Source organism: Bacteroidia bacterium (assembly GCA_025056095.1).
GTDB lineage: Bacteria > Bacteroidota > Bacteroidia > JANWVE01 > JANWVE01 > JANWVE01.
On the sequence record JANWVW010000295.1, the window covers coordinates 1 to 2657 of the forward strand.

Annotated in this window: 3 protein-coding genes; 1 reads left to right on the forward strand and 2 read right to left on the reverse strand. The window is 36.5% G+C overall.

Annotated features, from left to right (window positions below):
- Nucleotides 1-31 precede the first annotated feature (31 nt).
- Nucleotides 32-1273: a 3-deoxy-D-manno-octulosonic acid transferase gene (locus tag NZ519_13540; protein ID MCS7029777.1), complete on the reverse strand. Its 1242-nt coding sequence runs from the start codon at nt 1271-1273 to the stop codon at nt 32-34.
- Nucleotides 1274-1290: 17 nt separating this feature from the next.
- Entirely contained in the window at nt 1291-1800 is a 510-nt protein-coding gene (locus tag NZ519_13545) for an NADH-quinone oxidoreductase subunit J (GenBank protein MCS7029778.1), read from the reverse strand.
- Between the two features lie 42 nt (nt 1801-1842).
- On the opposite strand from NZ519_13545, the gene NZ519_13550 reads away from it, so the two are divergent.
- Complete coding sequence (locus NZ519_13550) at nt 1843-2562, forward strand: DUF1573 domain-containing protein (GenBank protein ID MCS7029779.1); 720 nt, start codon at nt 1843-1845, stop codon at nt 2560-2562.
- The last annotated feature ends 95 nt before the right edge of the window (nt 2563-2657 follow it).

Here is a 2657-nt window from a genome sequence, read left to right on the forward strand (position 1 = left end):
AACGCCCACAAGGACACGCCCAAAATTTTAATTAAATTAAAAACCTGATTTTTTGTATAATTTTGTCTACTGCGCCTTTTTTTTCAGCAAAATGCCCGTGTAATTTTTTTCGTATTTCATTTCGTAGGGCAGAATTTTGATATATTTCTTCAAGGTAGGTAATAATATCCTGCGCACTGTGCACTTCTTTGGATACGCCGAGTTGTATGTGTTCTTTAGCTTCAATAGCTTTATAATGACGAGGTCCAAAAATAGTAGGAATTCCATATACAGACGCTTCTAATAGATTGTGAATATGCTTTCCAAAGCCATTTCCAATATAAGCCACTTGCCCATATCGGTACAAAGTAGAAAGTAATCCAAAGTTATCTACTAGTATCAAGCGAGATTCAGGATAAGCAGAAAGTTGAGAATATCGCACTATTTTGTAGTTAAACTTTCTTTCTATCTGCTTCAAATGTGCTTCATGAATTTCATGCGGAGCGATGATTATCCGTAAAGGTATTTTAATTTTTTGGTACACTTCACTTAACAAACTCTCATCTTTTGACCATGTACTACCTGCCACTAAGGTTATTCCATCAAAAGGTAGAATAGGTAAATCTTTATATTGTGATGCTACAGCTATTACACGGTCATACCGAGTATCTCCTGCAATAGTAATTTTATCTTTCGGATAGTAGGCTGCTAACCGCCGTGCAGAGTCTTTGTCTTGTACAAAGATACGCGTAAAACAAGGTAAAATGCGATTACGGTAAAAGTTTCTAAGTATTCCCTTTTCAAAAACAGAGTTTTTTCTAAAAACTGCAGCGATAAGTACCGTAGGTATATTTTTAGTGCGTAGTTCTTGCAAAAAATAATACCAAAAATCGTATTTGACCCAAATAGCTAAATCAGGCTGAACTAAATTCAAAAACCCTTCGGCGTTTGCAGGGCTATCCGCAGGCAGATAAGCAACTATGTCAGCCAAAGGATAGCTTTTACGTACTTCATAACCAGAAGGGGAGAAAAAAGTCAAAATAATACAAATATTCGGATACTCTTTTTTGATAGCTTCTAGTACAGGTCTACCTTGTTCAAACTCTCCCAAAGAAGATACGTGTATCCAAACTTTTTTTCGTTTGTAGTAGTCGGGAATAGAAGATATGCAGTTTTTTAGTTGGTTATACCAATCTTTGCGCCCTTGTACCCATAGCCGTGCTTTGTCATTAAACAAACTAAATACATGTATAGTAGCAAAGTACAAAGCACTGCCTATAAGATATAGTACCATGCTCAATGATGAGCTTATTAAACGCTTTTTGTTTTACTTTTTTTCGCAATTAAAATAGCACCTACCAAAGAAGCTAATAAAATAACTGAAATCATTTCAAAAGGAAACACATAATCTTTAAGTAGCCATTCACCTATTTTTTCGGCTTTACCATTCATAAGCTCGCTTTGTTTTTTGGTAAGGTCTAGTTCAATCATAAAAATGCGAGTCATCATTAAAACAAAACCTCCCCCTGCAATAATAGAAAGCCCCATTTGTAGTTTAGAAGCAATAGCATCTTTTGTGTCTGAACCCAAATTAAGCAGCATAATCACAAACAAAAACAGAACCATAATAGCACCTGCATAAACCATCACTTGAATAACCGCAATAAATTCTGCTTGTAAAGTAAGATACAAGCCTGCTAAAGCAAACATGTTCAAAACAAGGGACAACGCGCTGAATACAGGATTACGTGCTGAAATTGTTCCGATAGCCGCAGCAATGGCTACAATAGACAAAAACCAAAATAAAAACGTGCTTAACATCATTATGCAATGTTAGACATTTTTTTACTTTGTGGCAAAAATATGAAAAAACTTTGTGGGTTAATTGTATGTTGCTTATTTTGCGGTTCAATCTCTGCACAGGTAAAAGTAGGTAACACGATATTTGAAAAAATGTATTTTTATCAAGAAACTGTGTATCAAGATAGTGTCAAGCAGTTTCAGGTTATATTTACGTGTAAGCAGCCGCTGCGTTTTATTCGTTACGATGCGCCGCCATACATACGGATAGATTTACCTGCTGCGCCTTTAGAAGTCAATCAAAAATATAGTGTTCCTTTATGGATATCAGCACATAGGATTAAAAAAGTAGGGCATTTTCAAACGCTTGTCAAGCTATATACAAATGAAGCGCAAGAAAATGAAAAAGTGCTTTACGTATCAGGCATTGTGCGACCTTATCCCAAAAAATACACGCCCCAAGAGTTAGCTCATTTACCTCAAATTAAAGTCTATCCTAATCCCTATTGGATAGGTAAGATAAAGAAAGGTTCAAAGGTTGAAGTGGCTTTTACGGTAGAGAACATAGGTGCAGTTCCGTTACACATTTTAAATACTAAAACAGAGTGTGGTTGTACAGAGTGGCAAGTAGATACTACAGCTATTTTGCCCAAGCAAAAGCGGTACATTCGTTTTAGGTTGGACACACAGGATTTAGAGCGTATTAGCAGTGAAATTTGGCTTTGGACGGATGCGGCTAATTTACCTGAAATTAAGTTACGGATTGAAGGCGAAATATTTTGAAGATATTGTGATAATTTAATTTTTTTGGGCGTGCCCCTTGCTGACGCAAGGGTCGGGGCATTCCGCACTACGCTTCGCTTCGGTGCTTCGCTAAC